Raw genomic sequence first — 23,066 nt, forward strand, 5'->3', positions numbered from 1 at the left:
TCGCTCGCTGCTCCTCTCACGGGTGCGGGTCCGGACAGTCTGCCCGATGCTGCGATACGTTCCGTTCCATGAGGCTGACGATTCTCGGCGGTGGCGGTTTCCGGGTGCCCTTGGTGCACCGGGCCCTGTTGGACGACGCGCGGCGCGGCACTCCCGGACGCTGCACAGAGCTCGTGCTCTACGACACCGACTCCATGAGACTGCGGGTGATCGCGTCCGTGCTGGCGGCACAGGCGAAGGACGTGCCGGACGCCCCGGCCGTGCGGATCGCCCGCAGCCTGGACGAGGCGCTGCGCGGCGCGGACTTCGTCTTCTCCGCGATCCGGGTGGGCGGCACCGCGGGACGCGTACGGGACGAGCGGATCGCCCTCGGCGAGGGCGTGCTGGGACAGGAGACCGTGGGCGCGGGCGGTGTGCTCTACGGCCTGCGGACGATCCCCGTGGCCCTGCACATCGCCGAGCGGGTGGCGGCGGTCGCCCCCGACGCGTGGGTCATCAACTTCACCAATCCGGCGGGCATGGTCACCCAGGCGATGGCACAGGTCCTGGGCGAACGGGTCATCGGGATCTGTGATTCACCCGTGGGGCTGGTGCGCCGCGCGGCGCGCGCCGCGGGGGTCGACCCCGACCTGGTGACCTGCGACTACGTGGGGCTCAACCACCTCGGCTGGCTGCGCTCGTTGAAGGTGGACGACAAGGACCTCCTTCCTGGACTCCTGGCGAACGAGACGGCGCTCGGCTCCTTCGAGGAGGGCAAGCTCTTCGGCGCGCAGCTGCTCCAGGCGCTGGGCTCGTTGCCCAACGAATATCTGCACTATTACTACTTCCGTCGTGAGACCTTGCGTTCGGTCCTGGAGGCGGTCGAGACCCGCGGCGAGTTCCTCGACCAGCAGCAGGGCGGTTTCTTCCACGAGGCGGCCGCGTCACCCGATCAGGCGTACCGCCTGTGGGAGCGCACCCGGCTGCGCCGCGAGGAGACCTATATGGCCGAGAGCCGGGCCGCGAGCGGCGGCTGGCAGCGCGACTCCTGCGACCTGGAGGGCGGCGGCTACGACCAGGTGGCGCTCGCCCTGATGCGGGCGGTCTCCCGGGACGAGCGCACGCGCCTGATCCTCAACGTGCCCAACGGGACGACCGTTCCGGCACTGGACCCGGACGCGATCATCGAGACGGTCTGCGAGGTGGGCGCCGACGGCGCGAGACCGCTGCCGTGCGCCCCGCTGAGCGAGGACCAGCTCGGGCTGATGCTCCAGCTCAAGGCCGTCGAACGGGCGGCCATCCGGGCGGCCGTACGGCAGGACCGTACGGCCGCTCTCCGCGCTCTGGTGCTGCACCCGCTGATCGACTCCCCGGCGGCCGCGGCGCGCATCCTGGACCGCGCGACGGAGAGCGCGAAGGCGAACGGCTGGGGCTCGGCGGCCCTGCGGCAGGAGACCACGGCGGTCTGAGACGGCGGGCGCCGGGCCCCGCCCGGGGCCCGCCGTCCGTGTGGTGTATCTCCGCGCGTAGAAATGTCACGCCTCATTCCCTTGACCGAGGACCGCCAAACCTCTAGTTTCGCGCTGCACCCACCCTGCTCACCTGGAGTCTTCGTGCAGCCCTCCCTCACGTCCAAGCGCAAGCGCGTCCGCATCGCCGCGGTCACCGCGGCCGTCGCCGTCGGCACCGGCCTCTACGCCGCGGGCGCGGCCACCGCCGACCACTCCGCTCCGCGCACGGACAAGGAGATCCCGAACCTCACCAAGGTCACCGACAAGATCAAGGCGTTCTACGGCGACACCGTGGACAAGAAGGGCCAGCACTACGCCTCGCCCGACAGCAACTACGCCAAGCAGCTCGCGGACATCCAGAAGAAGGCCAAGGCCCAGCTGGAGCACGTCGTCAAGAACAAGTCCGGCAAGAAGGGCGCCAAGCCCGCCATCGTGCTGGACGTCGACGACACCACCCTGCTGACCTACAACTACGAGCTCCAGCAGGGCTTCAACTTCACGCCCGCCTCGCAGGACGCCTACCTGAAGTCCACGGACATGGCCCCCGTCTTCGGCATGCCGCAGCTCGTCAACTGGGCGCAGTCCAAGGGCATCACGGTCTTCTACGTCACCGGCCGCGACGAGCACCAGCGCGACTGGAGCGTCCGCAACCTCAAGAACGCGGGCTACAAGCCGGCCGCCGACCCCGCGCACTTCTTCCTGAAGAACAAGAAGACGCCGCCGGCGTATCTGCCGTGCGGTGCCTCCTGCACGACGGTGCAGTACAAGTCGGGCACCCGCAAGCACATCGAGTCCGAGGGCTACGAGATCGTGGCCAACTTCGGTGACCAGTACAGCGACCTGTCGGGTGGTTACGCGAAGCGTACGTACAAGCTGCCGAACCCGATGTACTTCCTGCCGTAGCGGGGGTTTGTTTCCCCGGCCCCACCCCTTCCCGCACTGGGGCACGTGCCCCAGGCCCCCGGCTGCCGGTCCGCCTGCCGCCTGCGGCGGGAGCGGCCTGCGGCCGCGTCCTCAAACTCCCCCAGCTACCTCCCCCAGACTCCGTCCGGGGGTGCCCCCAGAGGTGCCCCCAACGGGCTGATTGTGCGGACCGTAGCCAGCACAACCAGCCCGTCCGGCGATTGAGGACAACGCGGCGAAGCCGTGTTGCTGGGGGTCTGGGGGCTTGCCCCCAGACTCGGGAAGGGGCGGGTAGGGGAAAAAACCCACCGCAGGCGCCACGCACCCGCAGGAAAACCCTCACACCCGCCGCGGCACCGGCACCCGCACAAGATCCCGCGCAACCGTGATCTCCCCCGCGAACCCCGCCCCCCGAGCCTCCCGCTCGAACTCGGAAGGGTCCTCGTACCGCTGCGAAAAGTGCGTCAGCACAAGATGCCGCACCCCGGCACCCGCAGCCACCGCCCCCGCCTGACCCGCCGTCAAATGCCCGTGATCGACCGCCAGCGCGGCGTCCTCGTTCAGGAACGTCGACTCGATGACGAGCATGTCGCACCCCTCGGCCAGCGCGTACACCCCGTCGCACAGCCGCGTGTCCATCACGAAGGCGAACCGCTGCCCGCGCCGCACCTCGCTGACCTCGTCCAGGGTGACGCCGCCGAGCGCGCCGTCGCGCTGGAGGCGGCCCACGTCGGGGCCGGTGATGCCGTGCGCCGCGAGCAGGCGGGGCAGCATGCGCCGGCCGTCGGGTTCGACGAGGCGGTAGCCGTAGGACTCGACGGGGTGCGAGAGGCGGCGCGCCTCGAGGACGTACGACGGGGTCTCGGCCAGCACCGCGCCCTCGCCGGACACCGGCTCCTCGCGCAGCTTCACCGTCTCGCGGTAGGCCGTGGCGTACCGCAGCCGGTCGAAGAAGCGCTGCCCGCTGCGCGGGTAGTGCGCGGTGACCGGGTGCGGCACGCGGTCGAGGTTGATGCGCTGGACGACCCCGGCGAGCCCGAGCGAGTGGTCACCGTGGAAGTGGGTGACGCAGATCCGGTCGAGGTCGTGCGCGGCCACTCCCGCCCGCAGCATCTGCCGCTGCGTCCCCTCGCCGGGGTCGAAGAGCAGACCCTCGCCGTCCCAGCGCAGGACGTAGCCGTTGTGGTTCCGGTGCCGCGTGGGCACCTGGCTGGCGGTGCCCAGGACGACGAGTTCGCGTACGGACAAGGGAGTCGCTCCGCTCTAGCCGGGAGGCCAGTTGAGGGAACGGCCGCCGAGCACGTGGGCGTGGGCGTGGAAGACGGTCTGTCCCGCGCCCGCGCCGGTGTTGAAGACGATCCGGAAGCCCGTCTCCTTGATGCCGGTCTTGGCCGCCACCTCCTCCGCCGCGCACAGTATGTCGGCGGCGACCTGCGGCTCCGCGGCGGCCAGGGAGGCGGCGTCGGGGTAGTGCACCTTGGGGATGACCAGGACGTGCGTGGGCGCCTGAGGGTTGATGTCCTGGAACGCGACCGTCGTGTCCGTCTCCCGGACGACGGTCGCCGGGACCTTCCCCGAGGCAATCTTGCAGAACAGGCAGTCGGCCTGCGGTTCTCCCGCCACCGGTGGCTCCTTGGGATCTCGACGGCTGATACCCAGCGGATATTACCGGGGCACCTTCCAGCGCTTCGTCCTGGCCGCGAAGGCCATGCACGCCCCCAGGCCGCCCAGGGCGCTGATGTTGAAGACGCCGAACAGCCACTGGGGGTCCAGGCGGACCGTCAGGAGCAGGGTCGAGACCAGGGTGCACCACGCCGCGCCCAGGGCGATCGCCCGGAGGGAGACGCTGCGGCGCGGCAGCTGCACAACGAAGCCGCGCAGGCGCGCCGGCACCTTGTGCCGGACCCACAGGAGGCTGCCCGTCCAGACCGCGGCCATCGCGGCGATCCCGGCGAGCCGGGCGGCGAGCGGGATGGCCGGGGGCAGCCCGCGGCCGGGCTCGGAGGTGTCGGTGACGATCATCGTGAAGATGGCGATGACGAAGCACGCGAGGGCCGGCCGGCACGCGCGGCGCATCAGCTTGCCGGTGATGAGCTGGAGGTTGTGGTGGGCGTGCCAGGAGTTCGGGTCGGCGGCGAGCGCCTCGGAGAGATAGCCCAGGGCGCTGTAGAGATCGCCCTGGGGCTGCTCGATGACGAGGGCCGCGAGGTTGTTGCGGGCGTCGCCGTTCCCGGGGTCGATGGTGAGCACGTGGCGCATCGCCTGCTCGCAGATGTCCTTGCGCCCCATGTCGTGCGCCACGAGATAGAGCGCGAAGTGCGCGTCGAGCAGCTCGGGCCGCAGCCGGATCGCGTCCAGCGCCGCGTCGTACGCCTCGGCGCGCCCCTCGCCGCCGGGCATCAGCCGCAGCGCCTTCGACAGCACGACCCTCGGGACCGGTTCCTCCGGGAGCAGCCGCACGCCCTCGCGGGCGGAGTCCACGGCTTCGTACGACAGGCCGACGAAGCGGAGGGCCTCGCTGCGGCGCAGATGGGCGTCCGCCTCCTCGGGGTTCGCGGCCAGGGCCCGGTCGGCGGCCTGGATGGCGCCCCGGTAGTCCTCCGCCCGGATCCGGCAGGCGGCGAAGCGCTCCCAGGCGCGCGAGTCCTCGGGCTCCTGCGCCAGGTGCCGCACGAGCAGCTCCTGGGCCTGGTCGGTGCGGCCTATGTCCATGAGGGCCATGGCGCGGGTCACCAGGCCGGGGGTGGTGGTGCTCAAAGCATCTTCTTCCGCTTCAGGTACGCGAGCAGCTCGTCGTAGGCACCGCCCTCGTTCGCGAACTGCGCGACGTTGCGCGCCGAGGCGAACCACGGGCCCGTCGAGGAGCGCACGTGGTCGAGCGCGCCGAGCAGGTCGGACATCTCGATCATGCGGGCCCGGCCGGTCCGTACGGAGTCCAGCAGCGCGCGCTCGGCGGCGGACTCGCACAGGTGCTGGAGGTCCGCGCCCGAGAACCCGTCGGTCCGCTTGGCCAGCTTGGCCAGGTCGATGCCCGCGACGGGCCGGTCCTTGAGGTGGTGGTGGAGGATGCCCTCGCGGGCGGGCTGGTCGGGCGGCAGGACGAGCAGCATCCGGTCGAGGCGGCCCGGCCGGCGCAGCGCGGTGTCGACGTCCCACGGGTGGTTGGTGGCGGCGAGCACGAAGACGCCCTCGTTGGCGCTGCCGTTGACGCCGTCGAGCTCGGTGAGGAGCTGGTTGACGGTGTTGCGCATGCCCGTGTGCCGGATCTGGCTGCGCTTGGCGCCCAGGGCGTCGATCTCGTCGAGGAAGAGCACGCACGGGGCGTTGCGCCGGGCGGTCTCGAAGAGCTGGCGCAGGTTGCGCTCGGAGCTGCCGATCCACATGTCGAGGACGTCGCTGATGCTCACCGACATGAAGCGCGCGCCGAGCTCTCCCGCCACGGCGCGCGCGATGTACGTCTTGCCGCAGCCGGGCGGCCCGTACATCAGCAGGCCGCCGCGCAGGCTCTTGCCGTACAGCTTGCGCAGCTCGGGGTTGCGCATGGGCGCGAGGAACGCCGCCTCCAGGCGGTCCTTGACCTCGTGCATCCCGCCGACGTCCGCGAGCGTGATACCGCCGGTCTCGACCTCCCACAGGGACCCGTCGTCCGCGTCGTCGCCGTCGGCGGCGAGCGGCGGGTGCGCCTCCTCAGGCTGCACGAAGGCGGGCGGCACGACGTCGGAGAGCTCGTTCTCGGCGCGCTTCCAGTCGTACGAGGTGGGGGCGGCCTCGGGAGCGGGCGTGGGCGCGGGCGCGACGGCCGGGGGCGCGACGGCGCGGGCCATCAGCGCCTGCGCCTCGGTGTTGCCGGGATCGCGCTGCAACGCGGCGGCGACATGGGCGATGGCGTCCTGACCGAGTCCCGCGTCGAGCAGAAGCTGGGCGAGATGCAGACGCAGGGGCACGTCGTCGGGGGCGGCTTCGACAGCCGTACGCAGACTCATGATGAGCGGTGACTCGGACATGGCAACAGGGTATGCCGGGGCGGGGGGAGGCTTCATTTCAGGCCGTGGGGGGATGTGTTCCAGCCTGTTGGGGGTTGGAGACGGAGCCCGGTTTCGGGCGCGAACCCAGCCTGTCCGGCGTTTGAGGACGCGGCCGCAGGCCGCTCCCGCCGCAGGCGGCGAACCGGCCCGCAGCCGGGGGCCTGGGGCACGCGCCCCAGTTCGGGAAGGGGCGGGTAGGGGAAAAAGCCCGCCGCAGGCGCAACGGCCCCCCACCCACCCCTACTTCCCCGGCACAACCGACGGCACAGGCACCCCCGACGGCGACACCCCCCACCCGGAGGGCGAATGCGAAGACGAAGGCGAACAACTAGGCACCCCCGAGCGATCCGCAGGCGGAGCAGACGGCCCCCCGGACCCACCGGAAGCCGACCCCCCGGACCCCCCGGGCCCACCGGAAGACGCCCGGGAGCAATCCCCCAACACCGACACCACGAAAACCGTCCGCCCATCCACCTTCGCGGTCAACCGCCCCTTGACGCACGCATCACCGGAAATCCCCGTGACCCGCCCGAAAACAATGATCTTCCCCCCCACCCCCCGTCCGCCCCTCGCAGTCGACCCCGACCGCCGAGACCGGCCGCGGCGACCCCTTGTCCGTGACGCCGGCGTCCTCCGCCTTTCCGGCACAGGAGAGCCAGCGCACGTTATAGCCTTCGGCCTTCAGCTCGTCCGTGGCCCGTTTGCCCGTGGTGACAGCGACGGTGATCGCGTCGAGGCCGCCGTCGCCGGCCGGCTCACAGCCGGTGAGGGCCAGCAGTGCCGGGCCCATGAGCGCCACGGCTCCCGCCACGCTCAGCAACCGCCGGTCCCGAATGCGCCTCAATGCACCCATAGAGGGCAGCTTCCCACTCCCGGCCGCCGGGCGGTAGTGCGTCCACGCGGAAGTTGGCGAACCGTCAATTTCCTTTCACCGCCCATCAGTTCGGGGGGTCCGCTTTCCTCCGTTCACCGTCGCGCCCGCACCCGCCGCCCGTACCCTCTCGTGCGAATGGGGAGCCATCCGCGGGGGGACTTCGTTGCTCACGTCCGTTGTCGTCGGTGCCGTGTCCCTGACGTTGTTCTGGATGGCCGCGTTCACGCTGTGGTGGCAGATGCACGCGTGGCGCACACCCGAGACGCTCGCCGCGACCAGCTTCGAGCGGCCGAGCGGTGACACCGCCCTCAGCTTCTCGCTGCTACTGCCCGCCCGGCACGAACAGGCCGTGCTGGAACCCACCGTCAGACGGCTGCTGGAGTCCACGCACACCCGGTTCGAGATCCTGGTGATCGTCGGGCACGACGACCCGGAGACCGCGGCGGTCGCCGAGCGCGTGGCGGCCGCGGCGCCCGGGCACGTACGCGTGATCGTCGACACCCACGCGAAGAAGAACAAGCCCAAGGCGCTGAACACGGCGCTCCCCCACTGCCTCGGCGATGTCGTCGGGGTCTTCGACGCCGAGGACCAGGTGCACCCGGCGCTGCTCGCGCACGTCGACCACGCCTTCCGCGCGACGGGGGCGGACGTGGTGCAGGGCGGCGTACAGCTGATCAACTTCCACTCCAGCTGGTACAGCCTGCGCAACTGCCTGGAGTACTTCTTCTGGTTCCGCAGCCGCCTGCACCTGCACGCGCAGAAGGGGTTCATCCCGCTGGGCGGCAACACCGTCTTCGTCCGCACCGACGTGCTGCGCGAGGCCGGCGGCTGGGACCCCGACTGCCTCGCCGAGGACTGCGACCTGGGCGTACGGCTCTCCAGCAGGGGCCGGCGCGTGGTCGTGGCGTATGACTCCGAGATGGTCACCCGCGAGGAGACGCCGGACACCCTGCTGAGCCTGCTCAAGCAGCGCACCCGCTGGAATCAGGGCTTCCTCCAGGTCTACCGCAAGCGGGACTGGCAGCGGCTGCCCACGTTCGGGCAGCGGATGCTGGCCCGCTACACCCTGATGACGCCGTTCATGCAGGCGTTCACCGGCGTCATCATCCCGCTCAACGTCGTGGTGACGTTCCTCCTGCACGTCCCCGTGCAGATCGCCGTGCTGACGTTCCTGCCGGCCGTCACCGCCTTCGTCACCTTCGTCTTCGAGGTCGTCGGACTGCACGACTTCGGTGTGCAGTACGGGCTGCGCGTGCGCCTGCGGCACTACGTCAAGCTGATCGCGGGCGGGCCCTGTTACCAACTGCTGCTCGCCGGGGCCGCCCTCCGCGCGGTCTGGCGGGAGCAGCGGGGCCGCGACGAGTGGGAGCTGACCCAGCACGTAGGCGCGCATCTGATCCGAGAGGACGTCACTTCTTGACCCCGCTTGCCGCCTCCGCCCCGCCCGTCACCCCCTTCCGGCCGCCGCACGTGCTCCGGCGGCCGCACGTGGTCGTCAGACCGGTGCTGCGGCTGCGCCGGTCCGCGCCGGACCTGGTGCTGTGCGGGCTGCTGCTCGTCGTGATCGTGCTGGTGCAGGGCCGGAACATCATGGGCTACCCCTCCCTGAGCGACGACGAGGGGACGTATCTCGCGCAGGCGTGGACCGTCCAGCACGGCGAGGGGCTCACGCCGTACACGTATTGGTACGACCACCCGCCCCTGGGCTGGCTTCAGCTCGCGTTCCTGACGGCGGTGCCCTCGGTCGTCGCGCCGGAGCTGATGTCGGTCGCGCCGATGCGCTGCGCGATGCTGCTGGTGTCGGCGGTGAGCGTGGTGCTGGTCTATGTGCTGGGGCGGCGGCTCGGGCTGCAGCACTGGGCGGCGGGGCTGGCCATGGCGCTCTACGGTCTTTCGCCGCTGTCCGTCGTCTTCCAGCGGGAGATCTTCCTCGACAACATCGCCGTGATGTGGATGCTGCTGGCCTTCTGCCTGGCGGCCTCGCCGCGGCGGCATCTGTGGCACCACTTCGGGGCGGGCCTGGCGGCGGCGGTCGGCGTGCTGTCGAAGGAGACGATCCTGATCGTGCTGCCCGCGCTGCTGCTGACGCTGTGGCGCCACAGTCACCGGGCGACCCGTAAGTTCGCGGTCACGGGGGCGGTGCTGGCCTGCGTGCTGACCGGGCTGTCGTATCCGCTGTTCGCGCTCCTCAACCACGAGTTGCTGCCCGGGCCGGGCCATGTGTCGCTCCTGGAGGGCATCACCTATCAGATGAGCCGGGCGGGTTCGGGCTTCCTGCTCTCCCCCGGTTCGGCGGCGCACCGCGTGCTGGACTCCTGGCTGTACTACGACCGGGCCCTGCCGCTGGGCGGGCTGCTCGCCGCGGTCCTGCTGCTGGTCTGCGTGCGCCGCTCGGTCACGGGCCGGGCGCTCGCGGGCCCCGCGGCGGCCGTGCTGCTGCTCGCGGCCGTGGCCCTGCGGCCGTCCGGCTATCTCCCGGCGATGTACGTCGTCCAGGCGCTGCCCTTCCTCTCCCTGACCCTCGCCGGGGTGGCCGCGGCGGTCGCGTGCGCGCTGCTGCGCACGCGGCCCGGCTTCTGCCGCCGGTGGTATCCGGCGCGCTGGACGGCGGTCGTGCTGCTGGCCGCGGCGGCGGGCGCGTACGCCGGGCCGCGCTGGTACGCGGGCACGCGCACGGAGCTCACCGCCGACGTCAACCGCCCTTACCGCGCTGCGGTTTCCTGGCTGCGGGATCCGGACAAGGTGCCCGATCCGGGCCGTACGCGCGTGCTCACCGACGACGCGGTCTGGCTCGACCTGGTGCACGCCGGCTATTCACCCCGTACCGGAGCGATCTGGTTCTACAAGGCGGATCTCGATCCGGCGGTGGCGAGGTCGCTGCCGCACGGGTGGCGGGATGTCGACTATGTCGTCACGACGCCGACGGTCCGCCGCGACGCCCCGTCGCTGCCCACGGTCGACGCCGCCCTCCGGCACTCCGCGCCCGTCGCCGCCTTCGGCAAGGGCCCGTCCCGGGTCGAGATCCGCCGGGTGGACCGGGTGGCGGAGCGGTCCCGTTGACGGGGTGGGAGCGCTGATCGGGGCGGGAGTCCGCCGACGCCGAATCCCCCGCGGTCGGCGTCGGCAGCTCCACCTCTGCTTCCGAGCCTGACGAAGGTGGCCGGACCCCGCTATAGGAAGGTCTTCCTACTCACATGACGAGGCCGAAGCGGCGGGCCAGCGATACGGTGGAGACCCGGTTGTTGGTGCCGAGCTTCCGGTAGATCTTCTCCAGGTGCCGGTTGACGGTGTGCGGGGAGATGGCGAGGCGCCGGCCGATGACCTCGGCGGTGAGCCCCTCGGCGAGCAGCCCGAGGACGGTGAGTTCGCGAGGAGTCAGCTCGTGACTCTCGACCTGCCGCACGGCCCCGGTGGCCGCGGCCAGCGCGTCGCGCAGCCGCTGCTGCTCCCGCATGTTGCGGTGCGCGCTCACGAGCAGTGGCTGGATCCGCTGGGCGAACGCGAGCTCGCGTCGGCCGAAATCCCCCATGCGGCCGAGCGAGACGACGCGCAGGATCCCGGGCTCCCCCGGCAGCGGAAGCCCGAGCTGCTGGGTCGTGCCGTAGTCCCGGCGGGCCTCGGAGTACCACTGCGAGTGGCGCCACTTGTCGCAGATGTCGCTGACGATCGCCGGGCTCTGCTGCCCGGCGGCCATGTACGAGATCATCGGATGCTGCTGCGCCACCCGCCGCCGGATGACGTGCTCGGCCTCGGCCCCGATCGACCCAGGCGCCCACCCCAACGCCCGCCCGCTGCGCTGTGCGGTACGGATCTCGGCGAAGATCACCGTTCCGCAGTCGAAGGCGGTGTGGAGATGCTCGGATATCAGCCGCCCTGACGCCGCGGGGTCGTCGCTCCCGAGCACGGCGGCGACGAGGTCGAGCATGCGCTCGTAATCCTGAGTGTGGAGCTGCGACATCCTCCGAGCATGTCGTTCATGGCGGGAAGAGGGTGCGGCGGGGGGTGGGTTTCGGTCATCCATGCCACGTGGCGGGCCGCCGCGCGGTCGGCCTCGTGGCGGTGCCGGGGTTTCGGGGTGATCCATTGCGGGAGGCCCGGCGGGCGCAGGGACGCGTAGTCGGTGAAGCGGCGGGTGTCACAGGTGTCGCAGCTCGACGCGCTTCCGTCGCGCGTCCATCCCGACCGGTGCGCGCAATGCCTCACCACGTGTCCCCGTTCAGGAGGCGGGCGTTCCGGAAGTGCCTGCGGACGGCGATCGTCGCTTCCTCGACGGCCCGCTGCGCGGCGCCGGACGCGACCACCTTGCGCCGTACGGCTTCCAGCGGTGCCGAGTGGCGTGGCTCACACGGCAGCGCGCTCCATGGACTACATTCCCCGTAATCCATGAGCAGTAGCCCATGAGACCCGATCGAGTGACAACAGCGCACTGTGTGCGAGCACCAAGAGGAGCACGATGCCGCCGAGCACACCTCTACCGACCGTACGAAAGCGCCGACTTGGAGCCGAGCTGCGAAGACTGCGGGAGCGGGCGGATCTGTCCGCGACGGAAGCGGCGGCTCGATTCGGCGTCACCCAATCGCGCATCAGCAATATCGAAGCCGGTCGGTACGGAGTGAGCGCGGACAGGGTGCGGGCGCTGGCGCGTACGTATGACTGCTCGGACCGGTCATTGGTCGAAGCCCTTGCCGCGATGACGAGCGAGCGCAAGCGCGGCTGGTGGGAGGAGTATCGGGAGCAGCTCCCGCAGAATTTGCTGGAGCTGTCCGAGATCGAACACCACGCCACCGCACTGCGCGTCACCCAGGCCATCACGGTCCCAGGCCTGTTGCAGACTCCGGAACACGCCCGCACGATCTTCCGCGAGTTCGTGCCCTCACTGCCACCGCATGCCGTGGAGTACCGCGTATCGCACCGCATCAAGCGGCAAATGATCCTCTTCCGCGACGAGCCTCCCCAGTACACGGCCATCATCCACGAGGCCGCACTGAGGATGCGGTTCGGAGGCCCGGAGACGGCTACCGCTCAGCTCGCGCATCTCATTTCCATGAGCGAGCGGCCCAACGTGACCGTCGTCGCCATCCCTTTCACAGCAGAGTCCTTCCCCGTTTCCGGACACGGGGTCGACTACTTCTACGGCGCGGTTCCCCAACTCGACACGGTCACCATCGACGCCGCCCACGGCGGACAACTCATCGACCTTGCCGCCAGCTTGGAGAGGTTCCGCGCCATGCTCGACCGTATGGAGGAGGTCGCGCTCAATCCCACCAAGTCACGCGACCTCATGCACCGCATCGCGAAAGAATCCTGAAAGGAAGAACCGTGATTCCGCTGCACTGGCAGAAATCCTCGTTCTGCGAGTCGGGCTCCACCTGCCTGCACCTGGCCACCACTCCCATCGGCAACATCCAACTCTGCGAGAGCGGCTTCCCCGGCACCGTCCTCACGACCACCCCTGACAGACTCCGCCCCCTCATAACCCGCATAAAGGAGGGCCTTGGGCGCATGCCCTGATCGCGAACTCGGGTTACGATCGCGGGATGCCCGCTCTTCTCCCCGTCATCTTCATAGCCGTCGGCCTGTGCGCGGTGGTCTTCGGTGTCATCCAGGCTTTCAACGTGCGCGGCACGGTGACCCGCCGAGTAGCGCGAAACCGCAAGAAGCTGGAACTCATTCACCAGGCGAGCGGCCGCCTCGACCCCGTCTTCGTCCCCTTCTTCGGGACTGCGGGCTACCTCCGGTTTCTGGGCGCCGTCCTGATCCCCGTGGGAGCCGTCATGGCTCTCGCGGGCAGCATGCTGCTGTTCCGTCCATGAGGCGAACCCTCAGGACTGGTCCCACGTGACGATCGTCAGCACCTGGTCCGCGGGGCAGGCCGCCATACGGTCCGTGTACAGCTTCACCTGGCTGGGATTGTCATCAGGGACGCCGTCAGCGAGCAGCGGCAGCACGTCGCCAGCGCGAGCGACGTGGCGGTTGGGATAGCCGCCGTGTGACACCTGCTTCGCCTTGCCGGCGGCCACAAGCTCCGTAAGCCAGTCCAGTCCGAAGTAACCGACTTCCCAGTAAGCCAGTTCCGCGTCCAAGCGGTCACCGACCGTGCCGCATTCCAATTGCTCCGGCGTCAGGCCGTACACGGATATCGTCCAACCGAGCATGCGACAAGCCCCTTCCGCGCACCCACCCCATCGGTGGCGAGCCAAGATCACTTTAACGTCGCCTGCCGCCGGGCGGACGACGGGGAGCGGCGGGCCACCACGGTGGCAGCCCGGAAGACATGCGTGCGCCCGGCGGCGCCCCTTGTCAGGCCGCCATTCCGGGGGCGGGCGGATAATGGGGAGCGCCGGGCCCCAGTGGTGGCGGCCCGGCCCGGGTGACGGGACAGGCGGATGGGCGGCTCTCTACCCCTCGGCAAGATCTTCGGCGTTCCGCTGCGGATTCACTGGAGCGCGCCCGTACTGATCGTTCTCCTCGGCGCGGGACTGGCCGGCGGAACGCTGCCCGCCTGGGTCCCGGGGCGCTCCTCCGTCGCGTACGACGCGGCCGGGCTGGCCGGTGCCGTGCTGCTGACGGCGAGCTTGCTGCTGCACGAATCGGCGCACGCGGTGACCGCCCGCAGGGCCGGGATCAAGGTCGAGGACATCACCGTCTGGGGCCTGGGCGGGGTCACCCGGCTGGGGCGCGCCGCCACGCCGCGCGTCCAGTTCCTCGTATCCGCGGCGGGCCCGCTGACCAGCCTGGTCCTGGGCGGCATCGTCCTGGCCGCCGGCTTCGCCGCCGGGCACGCGCTGCACCGGCCGCTGACGTCGGCCGTGCTGGTCTGGGCGGGGTGGGCCAATCTGCTGCTGGGCGCGTTCAACCTGATCCCGGCCGCGCCTCTGGACGGCGGGCGGATCCTGCAGGCGGCGCTGTGGTGGCGCGGCGGAGACCGGGCGCGGGCGCAGCGCGTCGCCGGGCGCTGCGGCCAGGCGGCGGGGTTCCTGCTGGTCGTCGTCGGCTGGTTCGAGGTCGTGCGCGGGACGGGTCAGGGGCTGTGGCTGATGCTCATCGGCGGCTTCGTGAGCGTCTCGGCCGTCGCCGAGATCCGGCAGGCCGTGCTCGTGTCCGCGCTGGAGGGCGTACGGGTCGCGGACGTGATGACGCCGGAGCCGCTGGCCGGACCCGACTGGCACACGGTGGACCGGTTCCTCACGGAGGTCATGGCGCGGACGGACCGCCGCGCGGTCCCGCTGTTCGACTTCGCGGGCCGGGCGAGCGGCCTGGCCGAACGGCTGCGGCTCTCGATGGTGCCGGCGTCGCAACGAGGCGAGGTCCGCGTCCGGGACGTGGCCGTTCCACTCGGTCAGTGCACGGTCGCCACCCCGCCGGACGACCTGGTCGGGGTGCTGCAGCGGGCGACCCCGGCGGCGCGGCTGGCGATCCTCGTGGTGGTCGACGGCCGCCTGGTCGGGACCGTCACGGGCGAGGACATCGCCCGCACGGCGCGCCGCCGGGAACAGACACGCGGCTCGGTGACCTGAGATCTTCCCCGGCTCCCCGTCGTCAACCGAGGAACCGGTCGGCTGCCGGCCGCAGCGCGGGAGAGAGCTCGGCGGCCTTCGTCGCGATCGCGCGGAGCTCGCGCGCGAGCTCGGGGAATTCGCTCCAGACGGATGGCGCTCTGGTGACGACCGCCACGAGGAGGTCACCCTCGTGCAGGTCGCCTTCCGAGAGCGGATCGTCCCGCAGCACCTTCATCGCCAGCGGCAGGAGATGAGGCAGTCCGACGTCCTGCCGGACGAGTACGCGCAGCTCCTCGACGGTCAGCGAGCCGATCGGCCGGCGCCGCAGCGCGTGCACCGTCGCGACGAGCCGCGTCGCGCCCGCCGCCGGAGTCGGCCAACGGTCGCGTTCGAGTTCCTCAAGGGACCGGTCGGGGTTCACGGATCGCGTCATGGGCCCATCGTCCCGCATTGATCGCCGTTCGTGATCAGTGCGTGCGCGGGTTGCGCCTTGGCCGGTGCCGCGGGCGCGGATTGACTTGGTGTCGGGCAGAAGGACCGCCCGGCTTCCACGGAAAGAATGGAATGAGCTCATGACCAGCCTCAAGACCAGCGAACCCAAGGACGTGGTGCGGCGCTACTTCGAGGCGCTGGCGGCCGGCGATCAGGACACCATTCTGAATTCCTGGGCGGAGGACGGAAGTTGCTGGTACGCCGGAGACCTGCCGATCTCGGGCACCTGGCAGGGGCGGGACCAGGTGATCGACGGATTCCTCGCGACCGCGTTCGCCCACCTCGACCCCGACCGGGAGATCGGCGTGCGCGTCACCAATGTCTTCGGTGAGGGCGAGCAGGTATTCGTCGAGTGGGATTCATGGGCGACGGGCAGGACCGGCAGGGCGTACGACCAGAAGAACAGCGGCGTCTTCGTCGTACGTGACGGGAAGATCGTGACCATGCGCGAATACGCCGACACCCAGCACTGGGAGCGCGCCCTCATCGCGGCCGACCCGGCCTGAAAATGCGCGCGGCCCGCGAAGCCCGGGACGGGGGGCCGGGCTTCGCGGGCCGCTGCCGGGATCAGGTGTGGGGATGCTTGATGTGAGAGTGCTGGGTGTGCGGGTGCTGGGGGTGCAGGTGCTGCGCGTGCGTGTTCTTGGCGTGCAGTCTCTTGAGGTGCGCGCGCTTGGCGTGCGGGCTGTGGACGACGGCCTTCTTGGGCGGCGCCTTCTTGACCTGCGGCTGCTGCGGCTTCTGTGGCTGTTGCGGCTTCTTGGCTTGCGGCTTCTGAGGCTGCGCCTTCTGGAGCTGCCCCTCATTGCCCATGGGCTTCTTGATCCAGCCCTTCTTCACCAACTCGTCGCAGTGCCACTTGGCGTGGGCCGCGCTCTCCTTGTTCTGCTTGGCGGCGTTGATGCAATCCGCGTACGGGAAGGGCGGCTGATCGGCACGCGCTCGGGGCTGGGCCTGGGCGGCACCCGCCCCACCGATCACAAGGGCCGCGGCGAGGGCGATACTCATCCGGCGCACAGAACGTTTCCTCTCATTCGGGACGTCTCGCCGGTTTCAACGAGCCGGTTCGCCCTCGGAAACGCGGGCACTGGCCGAACTGACCGCTGGCTAGATTTTACGGTTGTGACCGATTGGTACACGCCATAGTCGACTTGGCTGCATCTGCCCCTGTTCGACCCTCGGAGTATCGGTGATGGTGGGCCACGAACTGGTGGCACCTGCCATCGACTGTCCGCCCGAGAGCCCGAGAGGAAGTGGCTCCGCATGGCCCCGCGCCCGATCCAGCCCGGGATCTACAGGATTCACGCGCACATCATCGGCCCGACCTCCCTTGTGACAGCCCGCGAGCACGCCGTCGAGCACGGCGCTCCCGTCACGACCGACCGCCCGATGACCCCGCCGTTCCAGCAGGAGTGGGCCATCACGCCCGCCGAGCCGGTGCCGGGAGCGCCGTACGTGATCAACCTCGCCTTCCACGAGCAGGCGGGCCTGGTGATCGCGGAGGACAAGCTCTGGGTCAACAACGTCTCACGGGAACAACTGGCGAAGTTCACGTTCGAGCCGGTCCTCGGCGGAATCAAGATCCTGTCGGACAAGGGCCTCGCCTTGCGCGTCGGACACCACGGTGCGCAGCTCGAACTGGTCCCGCCCAAGCCTGACTTCCAGGAGACGTGGACGCTGGAATTCGTCCGCCCGATCGGCGAAGACGACTAGCACGGCGAAAGGGTGGGGCGACCGGGGAGCCATGTCCCGGCCGCCCCACCGGTGCGCACAGTTCGGGCATAGACGAAGATATCCCTTGCTTCCCTATGCACCAGGAGATTCATGCACAAGCGCCTGCCCATCCTCGCCCTCTGCCTCGCGGCGACCGCTCTCGGCACGACGGCGTGCGGCACGTCCGACTCGACCGCCGCCGCACCGCCGGCTTCCGCGAGCGCTTCCCCCAGCCCTGCTCAGAGCTCTGCGGCCGCCCCGGCGACCACTCCGGCGGAAGCGCGCCAACTGACGGGCTTGCTGCGCGCGAGCTACCTCCGGACGATCCGAACGAATTACTCGGATCTGGACGGCATCAGCGACGACCTGCTCGTCGAGCACGGCAACGCGTTCTGCGCGGCGCACGGCCAGGCGCTCGCGGACCAGGCCAAGAAGACGACGAAGGAACTCGGCATCACCCCGAAGGAAACGGTGAAGATCCTGGGCACGGCGCATGGGGTGTGCCGGTAGGTGAGCGTCTCACCGCTCATCGGCTCTCACGCCGATGGCGGTGAGTACAGCGCGGAGCTTCCTTCGGCTGCCAACAAGCCTATTACCGGGGCCCTTCCCGGTATTCCCAGGTGGATGAGTGGAGGAGCAGCGCCTCAAGTGCCTCGCCGGTCACGCGCTCCCCACCCTCATGCGCGGGCCATTCCTCGCCCCGGTAGACGTGGGCGTAGCCGGCACTCTCCCAGCGGCCGATGATCTCGGCGAAGCCAGGGGCGACGGCCGCCCAGCGCGTGATCGTTGCCCCCCTCGTCCCGGTCATTCACTCAGCCGCGAGGTCGCGAAGCTGACCACAGGACCGTCATCCGTGTCATCGACGATCACGTCAAAAGACCTCCCCGGATATGCTGTCGACAGTGCTGCGCGCCAAGCGTTTCCAATGGTCTCCGCAATCTCCTTAAGCGCCGCATCATCTTCAGGCGAGTCACCGCAATCAATGACATCTTGCAGCACCAAACGATTGATCATGGATTCAACGCTTCGCGCGTCACCTTCGAAGTGCCGATACCAGGCATTGAACCCGTCAGAGTCATAAGCTCGCTCCCAGAGATAGCATCCCCGTTGCACAACAAAGCGAGGCCACAGCACGTGGCACATGGAGAGCCACTCCCCCAGAGTGCTGTTCTTCGTGAGGAAGTCGACATAGTCGACTTCACCCGAGAACCCCTCAGCCCATGACTTGATCTCGGAATACTCGGAAGGATTCATTGGGTAACCCTCTACTTAGGCAACTCGTCCGGCCGTGCCGGCCTCGGCATCTTCTTCCAGGTAACGAACTCTTCCCCGGTCTTCGGGTTTACATGCCTTTCCGTTTCAAGAACATGCGGAGCCGGTACGCCTCCATGCGGCTTGGAGTCCGGATCCACATCTACGCGCTTCACCGGAAGGCCATCTGCACCGTACTCCGCATAGGCGGTCACACTCCCGTCCTCCTTTCGGCGAACGAGAACCTCGTTCGGCTTGGCGAACTTCGGGAAACGACCACTGTGCGGGGTAGCCTCAGAGAGATCCAGGCATTTAAGGCCGAGTGGATCGATCTGCTGCGTTGGATTGCTCGCATAAGCATAGTGATTAGGCGAGGGGTCCAGGCCGAGAGGGTCAGGGGCTATGTACCGCGCCCCCTCCGGGTCGTAATACCGGAAGTAGTTGTAATGCAGCCCCGTTTCCGCGTCGTGATACTGCCCCGGAAAGCGAAGCGGGCAGTCCACGCCGGACCGCGGCGCCGGCAAGCTCGTCCCCCAAAGAGACGTCCGCCGCTGCCACGCCAGCTCCCCCGACGGCGTCACCAATTCCGTCGGTGTTCCCACCGCGTCTGTGACGATCGCGTGGAACGTCGGCGCCGGCTCCGCGAAATGCGCGATCGACGAGCCGGATGGCGCGTGGCGAACGTGCGTCGTCTGGGTCAGAGGGCGGTGCGTGCCCGGGGCGTAGTCCCATGTCGTGATCGCGTCGTCAGGAGCGGTCTGTTCCGACAGTCTCGTGCCGTCCCACGAGAACAGCGTCTCGTCCAGCCCGCACCGCTTCGATATTCGGCGGCCCAGCGCGTCGTACGCGTACTCCCACCGCTCCCCCTCCGGTGTCACCGCCGCCGTGAGGCGGTCCTCCGCGTCCCACTCGAAGGTCCAGGTGCGCGTCCGGCCGCTGAGGAGCTTGCGGCACCGGCGGACCAGGCGGCCCTGCGCGTCGTGTTCGTACGTCGTGCGGCCCGCGCGGCGGACGATCGTGCCCTCGACGTCGCGCGCGCCCGGCGCCTCGTGGGCCGGGGCCTTGGCGTAGGTGAGGTTGCCGGCGGCGTCGTAGGCGTACGTCTCCTTCCAGCCGTGGGCGTTCACGGCGGTGACGCGGCCCGTGCGGTCCAGGTCGAAACGGCGCGTGCCCGACGTGAGTTCGCGGATCTCCGTGAGGTAGCCGTCCTCGCGGTACGCGTACGTGCGGTGCTGGAGGATGCGGGCGGCCGGGCCCGTGACGATCTGGGACGTGAGGCGGTCGGCCCGGTCCCACTCCTGCGTGAGCACGGCGGCGTCGCCCAGGCGCCGTTCCGTCTCCCGGCCGGCCGCGTCGTAGGCGAAGGTGAGCGTGCCGCCGTCGCCGCGCAGTTCCACGGGCCGGCCCGCCGGGTCGTACGTCCACTTCGACGTGACGCCGGACGGGGTGACGCGCCGGGTGCGGCGGCCCACGGCGTCGTACGCGTACGACGCCGTACGGCCGTTGACCGTCTCGGACAGCACGCGGCCGAGCGCGTCGCGTTCGAGGACGACCTCCGCGTCGGGGTTGACCGCCCGCACCAGGCCGCCCGCCGCGTCGTAGGAGAGCGTCGCCGCGCCCTGCTCCACCACCCGCCCCAGCGCGTCCCGCACGAAGTGGAGCGTCTCGCCCGCGCCGTTCGTGCGGGCCGTCAGCCCACCCGCCGCGTCGTGTTCATAGCTCAGCGTGCGGCCGTTGAAGTCCGTCTCCGACGCCAGGCGGCCCGCCTCGTCGTAGGCGTACGACCAGGTCAGGCCCTGTGGATTCGTCACGCCCGTGAGCCGCAGCTCGGTGTCGTAGGCGAAGGCGTACGTCGTGCCGTCGGGGTCCGTACGGGAGGCCGGGAGGTCGAAGTGGCCGACCGTGTGGCGGGTCGTGTTGCCCGCCTGGTCGGTGTGGCTGAGGAGGTTGCCCTCGCCGTCCCACGCCCACGACTCGTGCGTGCCGTCCGCGTACTCGCGCCGGCTCGGCTTGCCCTCCGGCGTCCACGTCGTGCGGGTCGTGTGCCCCAGCGGATCCGTCGCCTCTATGACGCGGCCGAAGCGGTCGCGCGTGACGGTGGTGGTGTGGCCGAGGGGGTCGGTGACGGCGACCGGCAGCCCGGCCGCGTCGCAGGTGACGCGGCGGGTGTGGCCGAGGGCGTCGGTGACCGACGCCAGGTGGCCCGACTCGTCGTAGCCGTAACGGGTTTCCGCGCCGCCCGGGTCCGTCGTGGCGAGGAGGTTGCCACGCTCGTCGTACGCGTGGCGCCACACCCCGCCGCCGGGCTCGGTGACCTCGGTCGGCAGGCAGCGGTCATTGTGGGCCGCCGTGCCCGTGGTGCCGTCGGGGAGGGTGACACGGGTGAGGTTCCCGGCCTCGTCGTACGCGTAGCGCGTCGTACGGCCCAGCGGGTCGGTGACGGCGAGGGGCTGCTCGCCCCTCGGCTCCCACTCCGTGCGGGTCGTGTGGCCGAGCGGGTCGGTCTCCTCGACCACGCGGGCGTCGGCGTTGTGGCGGTAGGTGCTCCGCCGGCCGAGCGAGTCGGTGACGGTCGTGACGCGGTTCTCGTCGTCGTAGACGAGGCTGCCGGAGAGGAAGCCGTCGGTGCCCTCGGTGCGCACGACCCGGCTGCGCGCGTCGTAGTGATAGCCGTACGACATGCCGTTGCGGTCGGTCCAGGCGGTGAGCCTGCCCTCGGCGTCGTAGGTGAACCGCAGTGGATTGCCACTGGAGTTGATGACCTCGGTGAGGTTTCCCGCGTCGTCGTAGCCGTAGCGGACCAGATCCGTGCCCCGGCCGGGCGCGCCCATCGGGTCGTACGGCGAGGGGGCCTCGTCCAGCAGGCGCAGGGCGGTGACGCGCGTGCCCTCGGTGTCGACGGCGAGGTAGTAGCCGCCGGAGTGCCGGAGGGCGGTCGGGACGCCGGTCGCGGTGCGTTCGATGCCGATTCGCGCGCCGTTGCGGTCGGACACCTCGGTCAGTGGCAGCTGGACGGCGCCGGGGACGTCGGTGGGGGTGAGCCCGCCGAAGGTCCGTACGACACCGGTGGCCGGGTCGGTGACGGTCATGACGCCGTCGGGTATGCCGTCCCAGGTCAGCGGCCAGCGCGGGCCCTTGACGGGCAGGACCGGCTCGCCGGGCACCGGCACGGGGTAGACCAGGCGCATGCCGTCGGCGGCGGCGTAGACCACGCCCTCGGCGTCGAGCTGGACCCGCTCGTCGAGCGTGGAGGCCCAGGTCGGGCCGAACCAGCCGCCCGCGCGGTACGTCGACAGATGGGTGCGCTCGACGACCAGCGGGAGCGCGCCGGGCAGGGTGACGTCCGTCTGTGGCAGCAGCATCGCGCCGGTCGCGACGTCGATCGGGTCCCGGACGCACTTGAGGCTTTCCGTGGGCCGGGCGGCGGCGGGCAGCTCGACCAGGTCGGGGCGGGCGCCCCTAAGCAGCAGGTTCCGCATGCCGCCGACCTCGACACTGTTGCGTGCCAGGCTGCCGTAACCGCCGAACAGGCCGCCGTAGAGCATGCCGTCCTTGGCGGCGGCGTTGACCTCGTCCAGGCTCAGGCCCTGCTGCAGCCCGGCGCTGATCTTCATGGGCTGGGCGACGGCCAGGTCGACGGTGACGGACTCGACGCCCGCGAAGGCGGCCATGACGAGCGTGGTCGCGGCGACCTCGGCGACCACGGTGGAGATGGTGACGCCGACGGCGGTGCCGAGCTCGATGACCGCCGTGGCGGCGGCCGCCGACGCGGCCGTCGAGAGGCCGACGGTGAGCCAGGCCAGGCCGACGCCCGCCAGGATGACACCGGCCTCGATGCCGATCTTGGTCCACAGCTTGTCGACGGCGTCGTCGATGGCGTGGGCCAGCTTGTCCAGATTCTTGGCCAGCTCGCGGGCGGCCTTGGGGATGTCGTTCAGCCAGCCCTTGTCCCCCTTGCCCGCGTAGCGGGACCAGAAGGTCTCGAAGGCGTCGATCGACTCACCCTTGTTGTTGTGGATGAGCGCCTGGGCCGCGTTGTCGACGGGCGTACGGACCTTGTCGACGCTGTCGGCGAAGGCCCGCCAGGCGTCGGCGGCCTCGCGCAGCTTGCCCGGGTCGCCGTCGGGCCACTTCAGGCCCAGCTTCTCGAGGACGTGCCTGGCCTCGTCGGCGACGCTCACTTGCTCCCCTTGCCGTGCTCGTCACCGGCGGCGACGCCCTTCTTGGTGAACATCCCGGCGATCAGCTCGTCGTTGTCGACGTGGCCGTCCGACATGTCGGTGAGCGCTTCGTGGATGCTGACCAGGCCGAGGACGAGGGTGCCGGTGGCGCTCTCGATCAGCTTCTGCTGGGGGCTGTAGAAGTCCTCGAACTGCTTGCCCGCGTCGTCCTCGCCCCACGGTTTGCCGAGCCCGTCGAGCGTCTTGACGAGCGTGGTGAGCGCCTCGCTCAGGTGCTTGCTCTGCTCGTGGAAGACCGGTGCCGCCGACTTCAGGTCCGCCGTCTTGATGTCCAGGACCTTGTCGTCGCCGCTCGGGCTCGCACCCATCGCTTGCCTCCCCCACCGGTACGCGCCATCGGCCGAGGGATGACGCTCGCTCAGCGTCACATAATCGCACGTTGATTCGCATTGATCCGGTGGGGCGCGGCTGGGTCCGCACCGCAGGCGGATGGCACGGCCGCGAGGCCGATTCGCGGCGCCATACGCTCCCGGCCCGTCCGCGCGATCCAGGAGACCGTTCCATGGGGACGTCATTTCCGCAGGTCAAATGCCGTTTGACCATTCCGGCGTCCCGTCTTTCCCGCAGCCCGTTGCGGG

General features: G+C 70.2%; 25 protein-coding genes. 11 read left to right on the forward strand and 14 right to left on the reverse strand.

Annotated elements, in window-relative coordinates; genetic code table 11:
* The first annotated feature begins 68 nt into the window (after window positions 1–68).
* Together ACZ4A5_RS03150 and ACZ4A5_RS03155 are read left to right on the forward strand one after the other, a co-directional pair.
* Window positions 69–1,448 (forward strand): 6-phospho-beta-glucosidase, encoded by a 1,380-nt coding sequence (locus tag ACZ4A5_RS03150; protein WP_467577840.1) that lies wholly within the window; start codon window positions 69–71, stop codon window positions 1,446–1,448.
* A gap of 144 nt (window positions 1,449–1,592) precedes the next feature.
* Window positions 1,593–2,393, forward strand: a complete 801-nt coding sequence (locus ACZ4A5_RS03155; protein ID WP_467577843.1) for an HAD family acid phosphatase — start codon at window positions 1,593–1,595, stop codon at window positions 2,391–2,393.
* Between the two features lie 339 nt (window positions 2,394–2,732).
* Here ACZ4A5_RS03155 and ACZ4A5_RS03160 read toward each other — a convergent pair whose 3' ends face one another.
* The 5 genes from ACZ4A5_RS03160 to ACZ4A5_RS03180 form a co-directional block, all read right to left on the reverse strand.
* Entirely contained in the window at window positions 2,733–3,641 is a 909-nt protein-coding gene (locus tag ACZ4A5_RS03160; RefSeq protein ID WP_467577846.1) for a ribonuclease Z, read from the reverse strand.
* 15 nt (window positions 3,642–3,656) lie between these two features.
* On the reverse strand, window positions 3,657–4,016 hold the full coding sequence (locus ACZ4A5_RS03165) for a histidine triad nucleotide-binding protein (protein WP_467577849.1): 360 nt from the start codon (window positions 4,014–4,016) through the stop codon (window positions 3,657–3,659).
* A 42-nt stretch (window positions 4,017–4,058) separates the two neighbouring features.
* On the reverse strand, window positions 4,059–5,150 hold the full coding sequence (locus ACZ4A5_RS03170; RefSeq protein ID WP_467577852.1) for a tetratricopeptide repeat protein: 1,092 nt from the start codon (window positions 5,148–5,150) through the stop codon (window positions 4,059–4,061).
* Window positions 5,147–6,397 (reverse strand): ATP-binding protein, encoded by a 1,251-nt coding sequence (locus ACZ4A5_RS03175; protein WP_467577855.1) that lies wholly within the window; start codon window positions 6,395–6,397, stop codon window positions 5,147–5,149. The genes ACZ4A5_RS03170 and ACZ4A5_RS03175 overlap by 4 nt, the downstream gene beginning before the upstream one ends.
* A 526-nt stretch (window positions 6,398–6,923) precedes the next feature.
* Window positions 6,924–7,208, reverse strand: a complete 285-nt coding sequence (locus ACZ4A5_RS03180) for a hypothetical protein (RefSeq protein WP_467577858.1) — start codon at window positions 7,206–7,208, stop codon at window positions 6,924–6,926.
* Window positions 7,209–7,455: 247 nt separating this feature from the next.
* On the opposite strand from ACZ4A5_RS03180, the gene ACZ4A5_RS03185 reads away from it, so the two are divergent.
* Together ACZ4A5_RS03185 and ACZ4A5_RS03190 are read left to right on the forward strand one after the other, a co-directional pair.
* Window positions 7,456–8,712, forward strand: a complete 1,257-nt coding sequence (locus tag ACZ4A5_RS03185) for a glycosyltransferase (RefSeq protein ID WP_467577861.1) — start codon at window positions 7,456–7,458, stop codon at window positions 8,710–8,712.
* 50 nt (window positions 8,713–8,762) lie between these two features.
* Entirely contained in the window at window positions 8,763–10,352 is a 1,590-nt protein-coding gene (locus ACZ4A5_RS03190) for an ArnT family glycosyltransferase (RefSeq protein WP_467578144.1), read from the forward strand.
* Window positions 10,353–10,482: 130 nt separating this feature from the next.
* On the opposite strand, the gene ACZ4A5_RS03195 is transcribed toward ACZ4A5_RS03190, so the two are convergent.
* Both ACZ4A5_RS03195 and ACZ4A5_RS03200 read right to left on the reverse strand, forming a co-directional pair.
* A complete protein-coding gene (locus ACZ4A5_RS03195; protein ID WP_467577864.1) occupies window positions 10,483–11,250 on the reverse strand; it encodes a LuxR C-terminal-related transcriptional regulator in 768 nt (255 codons plus the stop codon).
* Window positions 11,157–11,498, reverse strand: a complete 342-nt coding sequence (locus ACZ4A5_RS03200; RefSeq protein ID WP_467577867.1) for a DUF6255 family natural product biosynthesis protein — start codon at window positions 11,496–11,498, stop codon at window positions 11,157–11,159. The genes ACZ4A5_RS03195 and ACZ4A5_RS03200 overlap by 94 nt, the downstream gene beginning before the upstream one ends.
* Before the next feature lie 247 nt (window positions 11,499–11,745).
* On the opposite strand from ACZ4A5_RS03200, the gene ACZ4A5_RS03205 reads away from it, so the two are divergent.
* The 3 genes from ACZ4A5_RS03205 to ACZ4A5_RS03215 are packed head-to-tail and all read left to right on the forward strand — an operon-like array spanning window position 11,746 to window position 13,105.
* Window positions 11,746–12,600: a helix-turn-helix domain-containing protein gene (locus ACZ4A5_RS03205; RefSeq protein ID WP_467577870.1), complete on the forward strand. Its 855-nt coding sequence runs from the start codon at window positions 11,746–11,748 to the stop codon at window positions 12,598–12,600.
* 11 nt (window positions 12,601–12,611) lie between these two features.
* Complete coding sequence (locus ACZ4A5_RS03210) at window positions 12,612–12,803, forward strand: DUF397 domain-containing protein (protein ID WP_398871742.1); 192 nt, start codon at window positions 12,612–12,614, stop codon at window positions 12,801–12,803.
* 26 nt (window positions 12,804–12,829) lie between these two features.
* A complete protein-coding gene (locus ACZ4A5_RS03215) occupies window positions 12,830–13,105 on the forward strand; it encodes a hypothetical protein (RefSeq protein ID WP_398871744.1) in 276 nt (91 codons plus the stop codon).
* Between the two features lie 9 nt (window positions 13,106–13,114).
* Here ACZ4A5_RS03215 and ACZ4A5_RS03220 read toward each other — a convergent pair whose 3' ends face one another.
* Window positions 13,115–13,447, reverse strand: coding sequence for a hypothetical protein (locus ACZ4A5_RS03220; RefSeq protein WP_467577875.1), 333 nt, complete (start codon window positions 13,445–13,447; stop codon window positions 13,115–13,117).
* A gap of 231 nt (window positions 13,448–13,678) precedes the next feature.
* Between ACZ4A5_RS03220 and ACZ4A5_RS03225 the strand changes: the two genes are divergently transcribed.
* On the forward strand, window positions 13,679–14,809 hold the full coding sequence (locus ACZ4A5_RS03225) for a site-2 protease family protein (protein ID WP_467577878.1): 1,131 nt from the start codon (window positions 13,679–13,681) through the stop codon (window positions 14,807–14,809).
* 22 nt (window positions 14,810–14,831) lie between these two features.
* Here ACZ4A5_RS03225 and ACZ4A5_RS03230 read toward each other — a convergent pair whose 3' ends face one another.
* Window positions 14,832–15,224 carry a contact-dependent growth inhibition system immunity protein gene (locus ACZ4A5_RS03230; RefSeq protein WP_467577880.1) on the reverse strand — a complete coding sequence of 131 codons (393 nt, stop codon included), beginning with the start codon at window positions 15,222–15,224 and terminating at the stop codon, window positions 14,832–14,834.
* Between the two features lie 139 nt (window positions 15,225–15,363).
* Here ACZ4A5_RS03230 and ACZ4A5_RS03235 point away from each other — a divergent pair, with 139 nt between their 5' ends.
* A complete protein-coding gene (locus ACZ4A5_RS03235; RefSeq protein ID WP_467577883.1) occupies window positions 15,364–15,789 on the forward strand; it encodes a nuclear transport factor 2 family protein in 426 nt (141 codons plus the stop codon).
* Window positions 15,790–15,850: 61 nt separating this feature from the next.
* On the opposite strand, the gene ACZ4A5_RS03240 is transcribed toward ACZ4A5_RS03235, so the two are convergent.
* Window positions 15,851–16,291, reverse strand: coding sequence for a hypothetical protein (locus tag ACZ4A5_RS03240; protein WP_467577886.1), 441 nt, complete (start codon window positions 16,289–16,291; stop codon window positions 15,851–15,853).
* 255 nt (window positions 16,292–16,546) lie between these two features.
* On the opposite strand from ACZ4A5_RS03240, the gene ACZ4A5_RS03245 reads away from it, so the two are divergent.
* Window positions 16,547–16,996, forward strand: a complete 450-nt coding sequence (locus tag ACZ4A5_RS03245) for a hypothetical protein (RefSeq protein WP_467577889.1) — start codon at window positions 16,547–16,549, stop codon at window positions 16,994–16,996.
* Window positions 16,997–17,107: 111 nt separating this feature from the next.
* Window positions 17,108–17,506, forward strand: a complete 399-nt coding sequence (locus ACZ4A5_RS03250; protein WP_467577891.1) for a hypothetical protein — start codon at window positions 17,108–17,110, stop codon at window positions 17,504–17,506.
* A gap of 82 nt (window positions 17,507–17,588) precedes the next feature.
* Here the strand turns inward: ACZ4A5_RS03250 and ACZ4A5_RS03255 are convergent, their stop codons facing one another.
* Genes ACZ4A5_RS03255 through ACZ4A5_RS03270 form a run of 4 tightly spaced genes read right to left on the reverse strand, consistent with a single transcriptional unit; the run spans window position 17,589 to window position 22,796 of the window.
* The gene (locus ACZ4A5_RS03255; protein WP_467577894.1) at window positions 17,589–17,804 is read right to left on the reverse strand and encodes a hypothetical protein; all 216 of its coding nucleotides are present in this window, start codon (window positions 17,802–17,804) and stop codon (window positions 17,589–17,591) included.
* Complete coding sequence (locus tag ACZ4A5_RS03260; protein ID WP_467577896.1) at window positions 17,801–18,250, reverse strand: hypothetical protein; 450 nt, start codon at window positions 18,248–18,250, stop codon at window positions 17,801–17,803. Before ACZ4A5_RS03260 ends, ACZ4A5_RS03255 begins: the two co-directional genes overlap by 4 nt.
* Window positions 18,251–18,261: 11 nt before the next feature.
* Window positions 18,262–22,428 carry a DUF6531 domain-containing protein gene (locus tag ACZ4A5_RS03265; protein ID WP_467577898.1) on the reverse strand — a complete coding sequence of 1,389 codons (4,167 nt, stop codon included), beginning with the start codon at window positions 22,426–22,428 and terminating at the stop codon, window positions 18,262–18,264.
* A complete protein-coding gene (locus tag ACZ4A5_RS03270) occupies window positions 22,425–22,796 on the reverse strand; it encodes a hypothetical protein (RefSeq protein ID WP_467577900.1) in 372 nt (123 codons plus the stop codon). Before ACZ4A5_RS03270 ends, ACZ4A5_RS03265 begins: the two co-directional genes overlap by 4 nt.
* Between the last annotated feature and the right edge of the window lie 270 nt (window positions 22,797–23,066).

Source organism: Streptomyces sp. NPDC025618, assembly GCF_055558795.1.